Source organism: Paenibacillus sp. N3.4 (genome assembly GCF_008017805.1).
GTDB lineage: Bacteria > Bacillota > Bacilli > Paenibacillales > NBRC-103111 > Paenibacillus_E.
On the sequence record NZ_VRTT01000005.1, the window covers coordinates 56,332 to 73,858 of the forward strand.

Sequence of the window (17,527 nt, forward strand, 5' to 3'; positions counted from 1 at the left end):
CGAAGGACTGCTGCATAAGCGTCTTGCGTTCTTTTTTTGTTTGGGCGGTAGGTGAGAAAATAATCGTACAAATGATACGCAGAATCCATTTATTTTTGATATGATAGGGAAGTGTGGAGTATAAATATTACAATGTAGGTGAGAAAATGGGAATTTCCGAAAAAACTGTCCTCTCGATGAAAGAGCTGCGTATGAAATATGAGGATAACTATGTGCTGCGCGGAATAGATTTGGAAGTAGAACGAGGTCAAATTATTGGCTATATTGGTCCGAATGGTGCCGGGAAAAGTACGACCGTCAAAATTATGCTAGGCATTGTTACCGGTTATACAGGTAAAGTTCATATATTTGGTAGAGATATAGCGGATGGCGATACGGCGTACAAGAGTCGAATTGGATTCGTGCCTGAAATGGCAGAGATGTATGATAATTTAACAGCTTGTGAATATTTGACCTTTATTGGGGAACTTTACGGCATGTCGTATGACGATGCTGAATACAAGGCGAGAAGACTTGTGAACAAATTAGGGTTGGAGGATGTGTTTCATGCCCGCATCGCTTCCTACTCTAAAGGAATGAAGCAGAAAGTAATGCTTATCTCCAGTCTGCTGCATGACCCGGATTTACTGTTTCTGGATGAACCGTTAAGTGGATTAGACGCGAACAGTGTCATGATCATCAAAGAAATATTGATACAATTGGCAAAACGGGGAAAGACGATCTTTTATTCGTCGCACATCATGGACGTTGTGGAGAAAATCAGTTCCCGCATCGTTTTGCTGAGTGGAGGAGAGATTGTGGCGGATGGCAGCTTCGAGGAACTGAAGGAACAATGCAAGGAAGGATCTCTGGAGCAAATTTTTAATCAATTGACCGGCTTTCATGAGCACCAGGAGATTGCCGAACAATTCGTCTCCATCGTAAATGAGGATTAGCCGATGAAAGATTACTTCTCCCTTCGAGTACTAGACAAGTTCGCGGTCATTTTTAATAAGCTTGGTGCCGATTATCCGGTTATGAGACGAATCATTCAGCAGAAGTTAACGATGGATGGAAGAAGAAGCACGACGATTCTTCAAGGAAACTTCAACAAGAAGGCAGCTAAGAACAAAGACAGCAACCAGTTTCACAAGTCGTTATGGATCTATGGCATTATGGGATTATTGATGGTTCCTTTTCTTTACATAGGTAACCACTTTTTATTTCAAATGAGTCTGGTGTTCGGGTTCTTTTCATTTCTGATTATGACTACGATGATATCTGACTTTTCGTCCGTGCTTTTGGATGTTCGGGATCACAACATCTTATTGACCAAGCCAATTAAGAGGCAGACAATGAATCTAGCTAAAACGGTTCATGTAAGCTTATATTTGTTTTATTTGACGAGCGCGCTTATGGTAGCCCCCTTGTTAGCGGCATGCATTCGTCACGGTATTTGGTTTACCTTGCTGTTTGTGATTGAAATCATACTTTTGGATTTATTTTTTCTTGTCCTCACAGCTCTTTTGTATTTATGTATTCTACAATTTTTTGATGGCGAGAAACTGAAGGATATCATTAATTATGTTCAAATCAGTCTAACTATCTTGATAACTATATCCTATCAACTCATTTCCAGATCCTTTCAAATCGTCCATATGGATATTAGCTTTCAGTTGAAATGGTGGCAAATATTGCTACCTCCTGTATGGTACGGCGCATTGACAGAAATGCTTTTCGAACATACCTTAGATAGATTTCATATCTTATTTTCTATATTAGCTTTTGTCATTCCGATCCTTGCCATCTTGCTGTATAAGCAATTCATACCCACCTTTGAACGCAATCTGCTCAAGCTTTCTAATGATGGTACTCGAGGAAAGCAGAGAAGAGGACTCATCCGGGATCAATATCTGAAGTGGATATGTCCGGATCCCAAGGAGTGGGCTTTCTTCCGATTTGCAGTCCATATGATGAAGAATGAGAGAGAATTCAAGCTTAAAGTGTATCCTTCGATTGGATTTTCGGTTATATTTCCGTTTATTTTTATTTTTAACGAGCTAAGAACGTTATCATGGTCGGAACTGAGTGCGAGCAAATGGTATTTAACGATTTACTTTACACTGACACTCATTCCTACGGTCATACTTATGCTGCGGTACTCAGGGGCGTATAAAGGGGCTTGGATATATAAAGTTACCCCACTTGCATCCACCGTATCGATGTACAAAGGAACATTGAAGGCAGTGATGGTCAAATTGTTCTTTCCTATGTTTGCAGGCTTAAGTGCTGTTTATATCGGCATATTCGGCTTAAGAGTTGCGGTTGATTTCATCATTGTGCTGTTGAATGCATCTGTATATGCAATCATTTGCTTCCGCAGTATGAAGAAGGCACTTCCTTTCTCGGAGTCCTTCCAATTTGCCCAGCAGCTGGATGGTTGGAAAGTATTGCCTCTTCTACTGCTCATAGGCGTTATGGGAGGCGTCCATTATTTGAGCATTTCCATTGCCTATGGCCCTTATTGTTTATTGGTCCTCGTAACTCTGATCCATGTTGGGCTATGGCGATATGCTTTCCGAGGTCGCGTATAAAAAAGAGCCGCTCCTGCATCTTGCAGAAGCGGCCTTTTCAAGCTGGGGCTATGTGTTGGTAAGCTGTTTATACTTTTTAAGATACTTCACTACCGTGAGGACATAAGTGGCGTGTGACCATGTAAGCGGAGCAACCGAGACAGGATCTCCGTTAAAAGGATCTAATTGTTCAGGGAGCACGCCGCTTTCCATGGCATGCTTAACGACCCATTCCAACGTTTGACGCGGGGCTTCAAGATCGGCCAATGTTTTGGCGTACTCAATTTCCCACTCAGCGATCCACAATGTACAGATGATCCAAGGGTTGCCGGGCACATTTTCAATATCCGTAGAACGTTGGAAGTAATAATCGTGATGATAGCGGGCAGATCCACCGATATCCGTCTTGATGGTGAGGCCATCTTTATTCGCTCTCATCGTACTCACAACACGCTCATCGTCAGCAGGTAGAACGCCGAATTCGAATATGCCATAAACCGAGCTTTCCAGTGTCATATCTTTGACCCATTCGCCGTCTTCCATATACAAGCCGCGAACAAAGCGTCCTTCGTTTTCGTCCCACAAGTGTTTAAGAATACCGGCTTTAATTTTCTCAGCTGTATGCCTATAGCGATTGCTGCGTTCTTCATCTCCGAACAAGTTGCTGAAGTTCGAAGCTGCGATAAGTCCACCGTAAACGGCTGACGCCGTGAAAGTGAAAATACCGTAGCGCTCCTCCCATAGATCATAGCTCGGTTTCGGCAGGCTCAGTTCTTGATCAATGTAGGTAGACATGAATCTGGCTGCTCTGCGAATCAGATTGCGATAGAGAGATTGAGCGAATTCCAAGCTTCCGTGCTTCTGGAAATCTTGCCAGAGAGCGAACAGCACAAGAGCCGTTTCGTCTTCTTGAATAGGAAGCTGCACACGTCCCGAATGAATGTAGGGATGCCAACTGGAGCCAACAGTGCCGTCCGGATTATATTTATGATGCAAGTAACCTTCGGGTGACAGCACATTCGCACAGAAGTTGAAGAATGGAATAATCATACCTTGATAGCCAGCCATGGACATCGAGTAAGCGATTAATGCGCCATCCCTTGGCCACATATAGCTGTAATGATCGCGATTGCTCTGCATGATGTCAGAATCGTTTGCGGCGATAATCGCCCCATTCACGTCTGTTTGCGTTCTGACGATCAGCAAGCTTTGCTTGTAGAGGCGCTGAACGCTTAGCGGTAAATCGCCATAATCTCGCTCAGACTTATTCGCCCAACGCTGCCAATACACGGTTACACGGTCAAGCAGCTTACCCGGATGGCTTTCTTTCACATAAGCATCCAGCTTTTTAACTTCCTCGAGGGTTTTCCCTGCGCCCATCCAGTAGTAGAGAGTTTGATTGGAGCCTGGCGGTACGAACAGTCGAAACGAGATCGTACTATCCACGGAGCCTTGTGCAATAGCATTGCCCATGAGATGGCCATCCTCGGCATCGCGCCATGTTCCCTCTGCATTATAGAATCTTTTGACACCTGTAGAATACTGATAAATGCCTTCGGTTCCCGTACTCCCGTTAAACATAAAATATCTGTCTTTTTTATAATGAAATACCGTATTGGTCATAGGATAATACGCGGCTGTATCGCCAACTTCTGTTTCATTAATCAATAAGTCTTGATTGAAGAACATACGGACCTCTCGAACGGTATCCTTGTGATTCGTAATTTGAATACGTTTCAAATAAATATCCTCACGCTGATGAACGGCATCATTCATGAGCAGGGTTACACCAAGACCCGGATGTGTAGCTGTCACCTCAGTAACGAGAGAATCCTCGACATAAGAGAGGTTGAATTCCCATTCCGGGGCATTCAGCCAAGCGAATTCGCCATCTACCCATAAGCCTACACGGCATTGATAGCCACCAATATGGTTAAGCTGGCCTACGAAAGGATAGTACAGATCTCGCATATAGGAATGCTGATCCAGATTAATAAGAAATTTTCCGTTTCCGATGACCAGATGTCTGGGCAATACAATCACTTCCCCACTCTTTTGTTTGATCGCGATTCAGAACCTGTCCTTGAGGTATCCAACGTGGATATCGCGTCTATCTACTTGCATGGTTTAGGACATAATCAGCAAAGGGCTTGCCAATAGGTTACCTAATTATTACCAAGGAATCAATGATTCTTTGAAAAAATTCTGAAAATTCCAGCTGATCACGCTTACATCCTGGCATAACTGCCCATATTATTTTATTATTTCCTTCTGCGCGGGGAATATACCTTCATAAAACGAGCCGTTGCTTGTTAATTTTTTGTAAGATTGTGTCGTAAGTCTACTAATCTGCCTCCAATTATAAGAGACTTGTACTTTGGATAAGGCAGCAGCTGCAAGCTTAGCGGCTTCTTCGGGCCGATGCAGAAGAGCAACAATTTGAGCGGCCAATGCGTTGACGTCTCCAGCGGGTACTGTGCAGCCATTCCTACCATGATCGACGATTTCGGCAAGGCCCCCTGTATCCGAGACGATGAGTGGTGTGCCGCTGGCCATAGCTTCCAAGGCAACTAAGCCAAACGGTTCATAGAGGCTTGGAAATACACAAAGCTCTGTCCGTTGAAGCAGTAGGCATTTGTCGCTCTCATCTAAAAAGCCGGTGAAACAAACGCGATCACCGAAGCGGGCTGCCTGACGTTTAAGAGATTCAAACTCGGGTCCTGTACCTCCAATGACAAGTTTGGCTTCCGGAACAAGTTTGAGTACTAAGCGCATAGCAGAAAGGAGAACATGAACACCTTTTTCGAATACAAGACGCCCAAAGAAAGCAAGGATTCGATTAGGGCTTTCATCATCAGAAAGCGCTTCGCTCAGAAGCGGATTAACATGCAGGATGGATGTTTGCTGATTGCGGAAGGGCATAACGCCATTGGGTAAACAAATCACTTTGTCCGAGGGTGCATGAAATAAGTGAACAACCTCTTGCTGCATAAAATGACTGCAAACGATGATTTGATCCGCATTAGCTACCAACCTAGCTTCTAATTCATGTATGCGATGTTGACCGGCTGTTTGCAGGTTTCCTTGATTCCGGCCATGCTCAGTCGCATGTATAGTGGCAAAGAGCGGCAGCTGCAAAGCTTTTTTACTCTCTTTAGCCGCATACACAACCATCCAATCATGAGCATGCAGGATATCAAAAGATACCCCTTGTGCAGATAGATGAAGGATTTTGTCCGTGAATGCCATATTCATTTGAAATACCCAATCCATGAAGTTTAGTTCCCCCATAGACTGGAGAATATCGACACGATGAATATGAACCCCCTCTGATAGCTCATCCGAAAGGCAACCGCTCGAATGACAGGTTATGACATGCACGGAATGACCGGAAGCAGCAAGCTGTCTGGATAAATCGCATACCGCTCTGGCTAGGCCGCCAATGACGCGCGGCGGGTATTCCCAGGCGAGCATTAGAATGCGCAGTGAATCAGTATGATTTACCGCCGCCGTCTCACAAGGAGACGGTATCGGGGATAATGTTTGGTAAAGACGATACTGGAGGTCCGGTAGAAATGGGGTTCTTCGTTCCGAACGAATGACCATTTGGGATAGCTCGGCATCAGAAGTGACGACATCCGTTCTTTCGATATGATCCAACAACTGATGACATTGAGATAAATGTGTTTCTATCCGATTCATCGCATATTCGGTAACCGTCTCCGCGTCAATGATGAATGTCCAGTCGCTGCTTTGCGCGAGCATGAGCTCTCGCGCAGCTTGGTTGAGCGCCCGCTGCTGCAGCTTCGACAGCAGCTCGGGGTGCGGGTGCTTCTGCGCAGCAAGCACCAAGCGATCCTCCGCCGCGTGCAGCAGCGGATGAACCCATTGGCTGCGCGGCTGCAGCCAGACCTCGGCATAGCCGCCCCGGCCCCAGCTCGACACGGGAAGCTCCGCTTCCGTGGTTGGCGCATGGGCGGCGGCGTAGCCGCCTAACGTAGTCGTCGACACGACTACGTCTTCGTGCTGCGCGGCTGCCAGCCCGCGCAGCACAGCCTCAAGCCACTGGTGGCCTTCGTACCACCAGTGCCCGAACAGCTCGGCATCGTAGGGACATACGATGACCGCAGGCTCTTGCGGCTGCGCTGCATCGCGCTCGCCGGCGAGGCTGCGCAGCTGCGCTACCCGGCTGGCGACGAAATGCTCAGCATGCTGCTGAGCTTTCTGAGCGGCGCGCGCCGGGTGGTAAGGCGCTTTGGCGTCGCCCCCGGCCGCGCCAGTGACGCTATAGTACTTGAAGCCCGTGTGAATGCGCTCGCCATCCGGCAGCACATAGGGCTTCAAGTACTCCCACTCGGCCCCGCCGCTGCGGCCGAGGTCATAGCCGATATCGCGGTAATACTCGCGATAGTCGACATCGCTCGGGTAGCCAACTTCGGCGCTCCATACTTGGGCGCCAGCTTCGAGATCCCGAGCGAATGCGCAGGCACCGCCTCGGGTGCGTAGCGGGGTGCCTGCAGGGTGAACGACCGACGAGGACCTCAGTGCCAACGTGTGTGCGTGGGCGTCCACGACGAAGTAGCGGAGGCCTAACGCCTCAAGATGCGGCTCTAGCGCAGGCGTATAGCCGCACTCCGGCAGCCAAATGCCTGCCGGAGAGGTACCAAAGTGCCGCCGAAATTCTGTAACGGCGGCTTCGAGCTGCGCGCGCAGCGCGGCGTCGTTCTTGACAAGCGGCAAAAAAGCATGCGTGGCCGCGCACGTTATCAATTCGATGCATCCGGTATCGCTTAGGTTGCGGAGCTTGCCGATTAGATCACCTCGCAGGTGATCGTACAGCGCCATTAGCCGATGATATTGATTGGCATAATGCATAGCTGTAGGGCCGAAATCAGCATCTCCCCACAGCCGAATAACTTCTCGCTGAGCTAATTCGCACAAAGCGGCTAGATGATTTCGCAGCCTCTTCTTCATGCGTGGATCTTCCATCATGGCTAGCAGAGGGGGAGATACCGATAAGGTAAGGCAGAAGGGGATATGGTCTTCAAGCAGTCGATCCATCATCTCAATGAGAGGAAGATAGCTGTCCACAACGGCCTCGAAAAACCAGCGTTCTTCCAATGTAACGGTCTCCTGTTCGTGACGAACATAAGGAAGATGGGCATGCAAAAGCAAAGCAACATAACCGTGAACGGCTGCGCTCAATCCGTATCGCCTCCAGATTCCGTATCTACGGAGTATGCAGTAGTTGGTGTGTAGATCGAATAAGCAGAAAATTGCTCATAGGGTACAGATGGTCCTGAATGTCTAATGGAGTCGTAGGGGAGAAACTGTATATGATATTGGGCGGATGTAGGGGTGCTCCCATGCTCATCCATCGAAGCTATCCATGGCAAACAGACCGAATTGGAGCGCAGCAGCGGGATAAACTGCTGCTGATCATTTCGAATACCCAGATCAGCCACATAGTGCTTACCGGGGTGAAAGCCAGAAAGAAAACAGCATTCATCTTGTGGCAGCACCATTGCTGAAATCTCATTCGCGTGCATGCCATCAAAGGATAAATCCGTCACGTCATAAATGCGCAGCGAAGGCTGAAGCAGCTGCCAGTCCTTCTCGTAGTGCTCCAGTATCATAGCGCGTTTTCTTTCAGACAGCCGCCAGTATGCGAAGAGTACTGTGGGGGACTGTACAAGCAGATGGAGCGTGTCCCGATCTATTGGATCGATGGAGAGCGAATGGATAGGAATCAGACTCACCTTTCCTCGGTGTAATGTGGAATTTATTTACTGTAGCGTTTAAGCAATATTGTAGCATATGCATGACGCAAACGAAAAATCTCCGCCTTTCGAAAAAGGGGAGATCGCGGTATAACATTTACTTGGCTGGACCCTGTCCTTCCATGTATCTATTTTCCGTAAGCCGCATTAAGGAGTCATATCGATTCGCCGATGTAAAGATCAAGAGGTATTCATCCTGCTTTACGTTGGTATAAGATGCCTTGAAGCCGGTATGATATTGGACGGTCATGCTGGAGGATTGATCGTCATACTGTACAAAAGCAATCTGCCTTGAAACGCTCGAAATCATATTCACGCCGCTCTCTCCTTCAACTTCAGACTTCATTTAAATAACGTCTGCATTACGAATTCATTCTTTTATCATTTTTATGCTTACTGAAGGACGTTTAGAATATGCTCCCGATAGGCGTGGACGAGCGTTTGTGCTTGATCAAGGTCTGTTGATTGCGCAACAACCTGGAATACAGGATCATCTGCATCAGGTAATAACAGCACCCAACCCGTGTCATGATAAAATTTCATACCATCCAGCAGTTCAACCCTTGTGTCCTTCGTCCTCTCCATCATGCTTCGCATCACTTGACCCTTGTAATCCCATGGGCAGTCGATCTGTTCCCGATGAAGATGAAAGCTGGGAAATAAAGAAAGCAGTTCCGACAGTGGAACGCCTGTCCTATCCAGGTGGAGAATGACGAGTCCGATAGCAAATAAAGCATCGAACAGGGGATGCATGCTGGTCTCATGAGTAGCTTCAAGAACAGCGCGGGACCCTTCTTTTGTTCGGACGATTGTGGCCCCAAGTCCTTCAGCAATGCTTTCAAGCAAGTGTGGAGCGCTGACGGGAGCGCCAATGGTCGTTCCGGGACGACTATGCAGGTAGCATAGGTATAAGAAAACGGTTTGTAAATCACCGTCAACGACATCGCCTTTCTCCGTAACAAGCTGCATGCTTTTCCCATCGTCATGTAATCGTAATCCGAAATTCGCTCCTGATAGGGGAAGAAAGCGCTGGAAAGGTTCTTGTGTGCTTGTCGTTGTCACATGAATAGCTTCAAGGCCTAATTTCTCGAAATACGGAAAAATAATCGGCTGCAGCCAGGGACTCGCTTCAACGATGACACGAAGCGGCTGATGAGTCTGTGTGTCACGCTCCGCAGCTATTTCTTGGGCTAATGCATTGATGTACGTTTGGAACCAATGGAATTGCTCGCTGTAATTGCCGATTTGCGCCATAGAGACGCGAGCGTAATCTTCCTGCACAAAGCTGTTCTCGACCTTGCGCTCTGTTGATTTGGGGATAGGCAGCCCCGCGGCGTCGATACAAGACAAGCAACAAACCCCATTCTCTTTCCCCGAGAAGTCGATATGAATACCGCCGACAGTGCCCAGATGACGAATGGCAAAACTAGCCGCAGGAGCGAAAGCATCACCCAAATCGATAACATGTGTGCCGACAGACTGCAAGCTAGCCGTTAGGGTTCGTCTCAGCAAACGAGCGAAAGCATGAGGAGATGAGCTGACCGTCAAGGTTTGATGCGGAGCGACGGTTGCTCCATAGGCTGTAGCGAATTTAGCGACCAACTCCGGCGTTAGATCCAAATTTGGAATGCCGCTAACCCCCTGTGCTTTAAACAATGACTTGGAGGCGTTATCACCCCAGATATAAGAAGTATGAAGACTCGTTTTATCCCGTAGTTGTTTATAGGGCCAAATCTTTACGTTTGGCTGGATGTGACTTTTGGCGCCAATAACGACATGATTGCCGATAACTGAACCATCTCCCAAATTGGAGGCTTCTTTACAAACGATTCGGCTGGTCAGCGTAGAACCAGTCAATTCGTTATGCTCCGCAATATGATTATGATCCCATAATACACTGCGGGTTAGCTTGCTCCCCTTGGATACGCGGTTATTTTGGCCGATAATGCAGTATTCTCCGATCTCCACATCATCTTCGAGCGTCGTTCCTGTTCCGATGTAAGCCGGTCCAACAATATGCGCGCTCAGACTCGTTTCCACCCCTTCAGCGATGTAAACGCCCGGCTTAATCTGAGTTCCGGCAATATGGATCTGAACTTTCCCATCGAGCATATCAAACTGGGTTTGACGATATTGCTGGAGGTTGCCGATATCTGACCAGTAGCCTGAGCTGACGTATCCATAAAGGCCTTGATTATCTTGGAGCAACGCCGGGAAAAGATGCTGGCTGAAATCAAAGGCTTGATTCAAAGGCACACGTTCCAACGTTTCAGGTTCCAGAATATAAATTCCCGTATTAACCGTATCGCTGAATACTTCGCCCCAGCTTGGTTTTTCCAAAAAGCGAACAATTTGGCTTTTGTCATTTGTCATCACGACCCCATATTCCAAAGGGTGACTGACATGCGTGAGAATCAAGGTGGCTTGGGCTTGTTTCTTCTTATGGAAAGCGATTGCTTCTGACAAATCGAAATCAGTCAGCGAATCTCCGCTAATGACGATAAAGGTATCGTCCAGAAACTCGTGCGCATTTTTGACGCTTCCGGCTGTGCCCAGTGGAGAGGTTTCTTCGAAATAATGCATATTCACACCGAAAGCCTGCCCATCACCAAAATAATCACGAATGACTTCCGGTTTATATTGCATGGTGACCGCAATGTCGCGAATGCCGTGCTTTTGCAGCAGTTCAACAATATAGGCCATGCAAGGCCTACCGATGAGAGGCACCATCGGCTTAGGGAGATGACACGTCAGGGGGCGAAGACGCGTTCCTTTGCCTCCCGCCATTATGACAGCCTTCATTGTTATACCTCCTTTGCGTTTTGCAATAGCAAAACGGACATCGTAAGCAAGTTGTTTTTATAGGTTTACATAAGCCTGAATCGAAGATTGGTCGTAAGTCAGTTTACGGTACTCTTGCAGCATATTTTGAGCGATGTGGCTCCATTGATAATGCTGTTCCAGCAACTGGTAAGCATGACTGGCCATCTTGTCTGCTTGCTCAGGGTGCAGCAGCATTTCGGTGATGTGCCAAGCTAATGAGTCTACATGACCTGGCAGCGCCTTATAGCCGTCTACGCCATGTCGTATGATTTCCGCCAAGCCCCCCGTATCGGAGAGAACGACAGGCTTGTGGTGAGCCATCGCTTCCAAAGCGACGATACCAAAAGGTTCATACAAGCTGGGAATGACGCATACATCAGCCGATTGATAGAGCTCAGCACGATAGGTATCGTCAACGAAACCGGTAAATAAGACGCGATCTCCCAGATGTGCGGCTTGATCACGCAATGCCTCCTCCATAGGTCCCGTTCCGGCGATAAGAAGTCGAGCTTGCGGGACTTGGGAAAGTATTTTGGGCATCGCGTCAACAAGAATGTGTATGCCTTTCTCATAGACAAGGCGACCGATATAAAAAATGATTTTATTTGCCTTTGCCGGTTTATCTAACTGATCGTCGATAAGTGAAAGAGGGCTCGGAATCTGAATGCCGTTCGGGTAAATGCTTATTTTATCCAAAGGCAAGTTAAAGATACGCCCGACTTCATCTTTCATATAGGAGCTGCATACAAAAACGCGATGCGCCTCGTAAGTAAGTTTCCACTCTAGTTGATGAATATTCCGCTGCAGCTCAGAATGAAGATTGCCTTGATTCCTTCCCCATTCGGTAGCATGAATCGTAGCAACTAGCGGAATGCCGTAGCTAGCCTTTATTTCTTTGGCGGCATGTGTAACCATCCAATCATGGGCATGAAGCAGATCGATGCGTCCACCGTTTTCTTTCCATTTTACAAGATGATCCGTCATGGCCAGATTCATTTCGAACGTCCAGTGGTAAAAGTGAGTATCACCGGAATATTCGACGGGAAGCCGATGGACATAGACATCGTTCATCTTTTCAAAACAGGGAGCGCCGTAATGGGAAGTTGTAATCACATGCACGATTTCTCCTCTTGCAGCTAAAGCTTCGGACAAGGCATGAACGGCTCTGGATAAGCCACCGACATTTTTTGGGGGATATTCCCAAGCTAGCATAAAAACATTCGGACGATGTTTCGTTTCCTCCAGTAAGGTTTCCCATTCCAGCCTGCTTGGAATAAGTGGAATAGGAGATACAGGATGGATGCTTATGTAGTCCTGAAACTGAATGTCGGGAAAACAAGAATCCTTCTTCTCTAATTCAGCTAAAAAGGCTTCATCTACTTGTTCTCTATCGATTTGGTCACAGAGATGGTGGAAACAACCGAGATGATCTTTGGTCCGTTGAACGGCGTAGTCGACAACGGTTTTGGCATCCATGATGAAAGCCCAATCACTGCTTTGTGCGAGCATCAATTCTCTTGCGGCTTGGTTTAATGTTCGCTTAAGCACTCCCGCCGTTAGCGCACCATGGCGGGCTAAGTGCTCATGTTTCGTTGCAAGCTGGATCATGTGCTCCTCTGCTTGATGAAGATGGCGATAAATCCAGTCGTTATTCGCTTGCAGCCATACTTCGGCTGAGTGGTTGCGCCCCCAACTGGACTCGTTCAATTTGCCGACATCGGCTATCGGATACTCCTGTAAGTATTCACCTGGAGTTATCATTTTGATCGTATGTTGATCATGAAACAATGTCCGGCATACTCTTTCAATCCAATGCGTACCTTCGTACCACCAATGGCCAAACAGCTCAGCGTTGAAGGCGGAAACGATGATGGGGCTGCGATCCAGCCAACGATGCCAATGATCCGCTTGTTTTTGGAGGTTGGATACAAAATGATAAGCGTGTTCAACCGTTCTCTCTAATGCTTTTTTGGGCTGATAGGGCTCATGGTGTCTGCCTTTGCTTGTAATGCGATAATATTTGATCCCGGTGTTAACACGTTCATGCTTAGGGAGTAGGTAAGGCATTATGTATGACCATTCTTTTTTATCATGTAAACCCAAATCCCAACCGATATCCCGGTAGTATTCTCGGTAGTTGAAATCTCCCGGATAGCCCTCATCGGAGCTGCGCACTTGTTTGGAAGATTCCGGGTCCAGCGGAAATGCACTCACACCGTAGGGTGTCAGAAGAGGAGCATACAATTCCCGATTGGGCTGTGGTGAAGCAAAGGCAATAGCGGTGGAGTCGCAGAAGAAATAGGCGATTCCCGCTTGCTTCAGAATTCGATCGATACCAGCTGTAAAACCGCATTCCGGCAGCCAGAATCCGCGCGGCTTACGGCCAAAATGTCGCTTGTAATCGCGTACAGCCGACATAATCTGCGCCTTTACGGCCTCTTCAGTCTTCATTAAAGGGAGAAACCCATGAGTAGCTGCTGAGGTGACAATTTCGATGAACCCGTTATCCTGATAACGTTTAAATTCGCCTATGACATTGCCGCCACAGCTTTCGTAGCGCTTTTGAAGCTCAAGAAAATGGGCAGCGTATTTTTCTGCCAAGGGAAGAAAAGAGGGTTTGTTCTTCAACCTAACTTGTTCTTTTTCAGCGAGCTCAATCAGCTTGTTTAAGTAAACGCGATACTGCTCTTGCATGAGAGGATTGCTGAATAAAGCAAGCAGGGTTGGCGTTATAGAGAAGGTGATGCGGAAATCCACATGATCGATGGCAAGACGGTCCATGACTTGGAGTAAAGGCAGGTAGGTTTCTGTCATGGCTTCGTAATACCAGCGTTTTTCTATAACATCCTCCTGGTTATGATGGCGAACATAAGGAAGGTGAGCATGCAGGACTAAGGTAAAATAACCCTTTAGCTCAGGCTTCGCTTTCATACGATTCATCAATGGATATCATCACCTCGCGTAAGGGGAATAAGTTTGTATATTTTCAAAATAGTGAGGCTTTATTCGATTGAAGACACTCTCGGTTTGAGCTTCGGTAATTACGCTTTGGATCGCTTCTCCCCATTCAGCTTCCCCAGCCTTGGGTGTTGCGACACTGTTGGAGCGAAGAAGCGGGATAAATTGATGCTCGGCTGTGTATGTACCGATATCAACGAGGAAATTGCGGTCTGCACCCAACTGATACAGGAATGCCTGCGCAGCATCCTGCTGTGTGGTCACATCCCAATAACCGTGAGCATTGCTCCCATTAAAATAAATATCCGTCACGTCGTAAATGCGTATGACTTTAGGAAGCGCACCATAGTCGCATGCGAAGTGCTGGGAGAGAAGCCATCTCCTTCTATTGCTGATTTCCCAATAAACATAGAGCGAATGAGCATCCAGCACCATAAGATGGAGTAAGTCCTTGTTGTATCGATCGGGAACTTCGAATCCCGCGACAGGCAAAGCCATCAAAGTGATTCCTCTTTTCTTTCTAACATTTGACTGTTTAAGGATGCGCCTAAACCAAGAAAAATATGCGTAGATTGCTAAAAACTAGCGTTCGTCTAAAAGAGGAATTTCGCTCATTTATGGCGAATATATTGAATTAATCCGGGTATACGAATAGGGAGGGATATCCATGAGTTTTTGTTGTGGAGCCAGTATGATTGGAACAAAAGGAACCTTGAAGCACATTCGTACACAAATTCACAATGTGCCCATACTATTTTGCCCGGTATGTCACCGTATAGAGGTTCATTATCTTGTAGAGAACGAGTACGAGATATTAGCGGAATATGCACATGGAGACGGGGCAGCCGAGGTTGATTTTCAGGAATATGTTGATGGCAAGGACCATCTCTTGCATGACAATTGTGTGAATCATGAAGGCGAAGAACCTTTAGATATAGTTCGCAGCCAAATCGATATGGCGCTCGATCTGCTGGGTGTCGCTAAATCCATTCAGGATACGGAATGGGAAGAGCAGCTGATGAAACGCTTAAAAATGCTTAGCGTACGCAGAGATAAGCTGAAAAATAAAAAAACCTCTAAACGAATCTAGAGGATTGGTCCCATAGCGTAGCCATTTACCTTCCTGCAGAAGGGTAGATGGCTATTTGCTATTTATGCTCCGAATGGAGTTCTTGCAGCAGCTTGGCAAACTCTTTCTGCAAATTTCTGCTCAAAGGGATTTTCACTGGCGTATGTTTCAAATGAATCAGAAATCTTCGCGAAGTGGGAAATCCGCTTTCTTTCTCATACGAAACGACATACCGCATATTAATCAGAAAACCCTTGAAGGGATTGTACATAAGGGGTGAGCTTTGGGCCAGGATGTCAGATAAATTTGAGCTGGATTCCATATGCGCTCCATTTGCCAGATGGATTCTTGTTAAACGCTTGTCTTCCTTTTCGATGAAAAGAATGGAATCCTCCGAAATCGGCAGCTGAGACTTTTGATTTTTGACAGTTATCCAAGTTGTTGCCATAGGCTTTGGTGCTTGAACGGCTTGGCTCCGCTCTAATTGGATTTCTGCGACCGCTTTCCTAATCGCAGCTTGAAACTTGGGCAGCATGACAGGTTTAGACAGAAAATAAAGGGAACCTAAATCATGAAAGCTTGTTAACACATGGTCAATATTTGTCGTACCGCTTACCATAATAACTTTCTGATGGTAGCCGTCCTTTCTTAAAGACTGGACCATGGATATGCCATCTAAGTTCCCTTCTAAACCAATATCCACAAGCAATATGTCAGGCTGCAGCTGATCGTAGGATTGAATGAAATGTTCGCCATCGGAAGCAATCGAAATGACTTTCAGCCCGCATTGTTGACAGTAACTTTCCAGCAATTTACCGGCCCAATAGTTATCTTCCACGATGGCAACCGTGAAAAGGTGACTCATACTTCCTCGCTCCTATCATTTCGCGCATGATCCCTCTTACAAGGTGACAACTTAGGTTCAGTAACAGCCAACTTAGTCCATGTTGAAGAAAAAAAAGCTGCTCTCATGTATAATTAAAGTATGGACTCAATCACGCATGCTACGTCTTTGCTGACTTAGAAATGAGGGAAATGTAATTGTTTACATGGGTGAAATTTATCCTTACGTTTATCGATTTCGCAGCTATGATACTATTAGCACTGACCTTGTTCAGACTAAAATGGAAGCCTTACTTGAAACAAGTATGGATCGCTGCACTGGCAGGTACACTTCTTACTTTATTCGATAATTGGCCCATTATATATATTTGCATCATGTGCATCTTATTGGTTACAGTCTGGAAATTCAGCATTGTTCCCGCGATTCTGATTGCTTTATCGGGTTACATTTGCTCGGTCATCGCATCAACGGGCGTACTTATTTTTTGTGATATGACACAACTTATTGCCTACGCAGGAATGGAAGAGAGTCCACTCACGCTTAATCTCATGCTGCTCTTCACCCTCTTGGCCAAAAGTGGAGTTCTCTTGGTTTTGATTAAACGAAGGCTCGGATTTACTTTCTTGACGAATTACACAACCCTTCCTCTTTCGAAGGCAAATATAGGTTTATATCTTTTCATTATCGTGGTCTTTCTTGGGATTGTTTTCCGTCAGGCTTATGCAGATAACGTGATCAGCGCGCTCATGCCGTTCCAAATGTTAAGCATGGCAACTGTTCTTTTCCTATATGTGATGTTAAGTAAGGAACTTGGCTTTCAAAGATGACAAAGGCGCACTGGAATCATTTTCAATTGCAAGACCATTATTTCGAGCTTCATATTCAAGAAGTGTTTGGTGATATTTTTTTTGCGGTAATGCAGCAAGTGTGACGCAAGGTTCTTCTTCATAGAGATGAAAGTAAAGTTTGCCTTCTGCGGGGGCATACTTTTTTATTTTGTTCAAATTAACGAATAAATGAGTATCCAGTTTGATAAAATCATGATCCATTAGCTGTTCTATAAAACTTGTGAAGGCTACAAGGGATTCCACATTTTCTTCTGTTGTACCTTCCTGTGTATAATAAGTAATGTGTTTAATGCCAAATTCAACGTACCATACAAGATCCAAGCGGATTTGCAGGGATGCTTGCGAAGCGGATGCTTCCTCCAAATAGCCTGCCTTCATTAACAAATCCGTATATGGGTATTGATAGGCATGCGATAGCTTTCTCAAGGTGTCAGGGGATGGTTTGATGGCCTCATTCGTGGTACGATTACGTCCAAGTTCCAAGTCCCTAATATAAGCATGAGACAAGCCGCTTTTACTTGCTACTTTGCGCAAGGACATTTTACCGCGCAGTGTTTCGAGAAACTGTCCAAAGTTATTGCCTAATTCCAAATGAAACACCTCCCATGCCATAATTGTAGCGGATTCGTCGTTAAAATAAAACCTTGCTTAAA

The 17,527-nt window shown here is 46.3% G+C and carries 13 protein-coding genes; 4 read left to right on the forward strand and 9 right to left on the reverse strand.

All coding sequences use genetic code 11. The annotated features are described in order from the left end of the window. Positions 1 to 146 precede the first annotated feature (146 nt). Together FU659_RS04615 and FU659_RS04620 are read left to right on the forward strand one after the other, a co-directional pair. Positions 147 to 935 (forward strand): ABC transporter ATP-binding protein, encoded by a 789-nt coding sequence (locus FU659_RS04615; protein WP_147946469.1) that lies wholly within the window; start codon positions 147 to 149, stop codon positions 933 to 935. A gap of 3 nt (positions 936 to 938) precedes the next feature. Next, the gene (locus tag FU659_RS04620; RefSeq protein ID WP_147946470.1) at positions 939 to 2,573 is read left to right on the forward strand and encodes a hypothetical protein; all 1,635 of its coding nucleotides are present in this window, start codon (positions 939 to 941) and stop codon (positions 2,571 to 2,573) included. Between the two features lie 48 nt (positions 2,574 to 2,621). On the opposite strand, the gene FU659_RS04625 is transcribed toward FU659_RS04620, so the two are convergent. The 7 genes from FU659_RS04625 to FU659_RS04655 all read right to left on the reverse strand — a co-directional run bounded on the left by FU659_RS04625 (position 2,622) and on the right by FU659_RS04655 (position 14,611). Next, entirely contained in the window at positions 2,622 to 4,586 is a 1,965-nt protein-coding gene (locus tag FU659_RS04625; RefSeq protein WP_147946471.1) for a glycoside hydrolase family 15 protein, read from the reverse strand. Positions 4,587 to 4,805: 219 nt separating this feature from the next. Continuing rightward, positions 4,806 to 7,757: a 1,4-alpha-glucan branching protein domain-containing protein gene (locus FU659_RS04630; protein WP_147946472.1), complete on the reverse strand. Its 2,952-nt coding sequence runs from the start codon at positions 7,755 to 7,757 to the stop codon at positions 4,806 to 4,808. Beyond that, complete coding sequence (locus FU659_RS04635; RefSeq protein WP_187273895.1) at positions 7,754 to 8,311, reverse strand: DUF4912 domain-containing protein; 558 nt, start codon at positions 8,309 to 8,311, stop codon at positions 7,754 to 7,756. Before FU659_RS04635 ends, FU659_RS04630 begins: the two co-directional genes overlap by 4 nt. A gap of 118 nt (positions 8,312 to 8,429) precedes the next feature. Continuing rightward, entirely contained in the window at positions 8,430 to 8,678 is a 249-nt protein-coding gene (locus FU659_RS04640) for a hypothetical protein (RefSeq protein WP_261807610.1), read from the reverse strand. Positions 8,679 to 8,725: 47 nt separating this feature from the next. Beyond that, positions 8,726 to 11,134 carry a sugar phosphate nucleotidyltransferase gene (locus FU659_RS04645; protein WP_147946474.1) on the reverse strand — a complete coding sequence of 803 codons (2,409 nt, stop codon included), beginning with the start codon at positions 11,132 to 11,134 and terminating at the stop codon, positions 8,726 to 8,728. Positions 11,135 to 11,191: 57 nt separating this feature from the next. Next, on the reverse strand, positions 11,192 to 14,095 hold the full coding sequence (locus tag FU659_RS04650) for a 1,4-alpha-glucan branching protein domain-containing protein (RefSeq protein ID WP_261807611.1): 2,904 nt from the start codon (positions 14,093 to 14,095) through the stop codon (positions 11,192 to 11,194). Positions 14,096 to 14,107: 12 nt separating this feature from the next. Further along, the gene (locus FU659_RS04655; protein ID WP_261807620.1) at positions 14,108 to 14,611 is read right to left on the reverse strand and encodes a DUF4912 domain-containing protein; all 504 of its coding nucleotides are present in this window, start codon (positions 14,609 to 14,611) and stop codon (positions 14,108 to 14,110) included. A gap of 169 nt (positions 14,612 to 14,780) precedes the next feature. On the opposite strand from FU659_RS04655, the gene FU659_RS04660 reads away from it, so the two are divergent. Beyond that, positions 14,781 to 15,203 carry a hypothetical protein gene (locus tag FU659_RS04660; RefSeq protein WP_147946477.1) on the forward strand — a complete coding sequence of 141 codons (423 nt, stop codon included), beginning with the start codon at positions 14,781 to 14,783 and terminating at the stop codon, positions 15,201 to 15,203. A gap of 58 nt (positions 15,204 to 15,261) precedes the next feature. Here FU659_RS04660 and FU659_RS04665 read toward each other — a convergent pair whose 3' ends face one another. After that, positions 15,262 to 16,047 carry a LytR/AlgR family response regulator transcription factor gene (locus tag FU659_RS04665; RefSeq protein ID WP_147946478.1) on the reverse strand — a complete coding sequence of 262 codons (786 nt, stop codon included), beginning with the start codon at positions 16,045 to 16,047 and terminating at the stop codon, positions 15,262 to 15,264. A gap of 176 nt (positions 16,048 to 16,223) precedes the next feature. Here FU659_RS04665 and FU659_RS04670 point away from each other — a divergent pair, with 176 nt between their 5' ends. Next, a complete protein-coding gene (locus FU659_RS04670) occupies positions 16,224 to 16,853 on the forward strand; it encodes a hypothetical protein (protein ID WP_147946479.1) in 630 nt (209 codons plus the stop codon). On the opposite strand, the gene FU659_RS04675 is transcribed toward FU659_RS04670, so the two are convergent. After that, complete coding sequence (locus FU659_RS04675) at positions 16,824 to 17,465, reverse strand: helix-turn-helix domain-containing protein (RefSeq protein ID WP_187273896.1); 642 nt, start codon at positions 17,463 to 17,465, stop codon at positions 16,824 to 16,826. The genes FU659_RS04670 and FU659_RS04675 overlap by 30 nt on opposite strands. Positions 17,466 to 17,527 lie beyond the last annotated feature (62 nt).